This window comes from Oleiphilus sp. HI0117 (assembly GCF_001635235.1).
In genome coordinates, this window is the sequence record NZ_LWGA01000161.1 from 1 (window position 1) to 1,075 (window position 1,075).

The 1,075-nt window shown below is 41.9% G+C and carries 2 protein-coding genes; one reads left to right on the plus strand and one right to left on the minus strand.

Annotation, left to right across the window (positions count from 1 at the left end):
- On the minus strand, positions 1-136 hold a 136-nt coding region (locus A3757_RS28015), incomplete at its 3' end, for a transposase (RefSeq protein WP_156495124.1).
- Between the two features lie 82 nt (positions 137-218).
- On the opposite strand from A3757_RS28015, the gene A3757_RS02155 reads away from it, so the two are divergent.
- A partial coding sequence (locus tag A3757_RS02155) for a phage integrase N-terminal SAM-like domain-containing protein (RefSeq protein WP_156506112.1) occupies positions 219-1,075 on the plus strand: 857 nt, incomplete at its 3' end.

Genomic DNA, 1,075 nt, shown 5'->3' on the forward strand with positions numbered 1-1,075 from the left:
ATTGAAATTTATCTCGCCAGGAATACAAGGTGGATAGGTTTATGTTTTCCTGGGCTGAAAACGTTCTTAATGATAACCCACTTTCAAGCCACTTCTTAACAATGGCTTCTTTAAACTCTTTTGAATAATGCTTCACTCATATTCTCTTACCGCCTCCTATTCAATTATTAAAAATTAACAGAGGCGACAACTATCCTGACACAGGGGGGAAGCGTCAGGTGGTTGATGCGATTCATTGTTTGTTTCTAAGTATTCATTCCCCCCTTTGTAAGCAGGTTGATTGGGATTATTGGAAAATGTCGTGCAAAGAGTTGGAGGCTGATCATGTCTCGAATGCGCGAAATAATACGCCTGTTGTAACAGGTCGAAGCAAAAATATGGACTTGGAGGGCAGTGCAAATGCACCAGAAGTCGAGAAGTTAATCTATCAGGTGCGTGCTAAGGGGTACAGTATTCGCACCGAAAAGACTTATGTCCATTGGGTTAATCGCTTCTTAAAGTTCTGTTCTAATAGTCACACCCAAGGTAACTCTGCCAGAGATGTGATTGACTATCTTTCATTTTTGGCTGTTGATAAGGGTGTGTCGAGTTCAACGCAGGCGCTTGCGCTGAATGCAATAGTCTTTTACTTCAAAATGGTTTTAAATCTTGAGCTTGGTGATGTTAGCCAATACGTCAAGGCAAAAAAACGTCAGAAGTTGCCGGTTGTCTTGTCTACTGATGAAGTAAACGAAATATTAGCCGAACTACAAGGGGTTCAATTGCTACTGGTATCATTGCTCTATGGCTGTGGTCTAAGGTTGATGGAGGCGGTTCGGCTTAGGGTTCAAGATATCGATTTTGCATATCAGCAAATTATCATACGCAATGCCAAGGGAAATAAGGAAAGGGTGGTGCCGCTTCCTGTTAAAATTCAAGGGCCATTGCAAGCGCACTTGAAAGACGTAAAAGCATTGCATGAAGCTGACTTAAAGGAAGGTTATGGTAGTGTTTATATGCCGGCCGAATTGCTTAGGAAGTACGGCAAAAATGACCGGCTATGGATTTGGCAATATGTGTTTCCTAGTGCCAAATT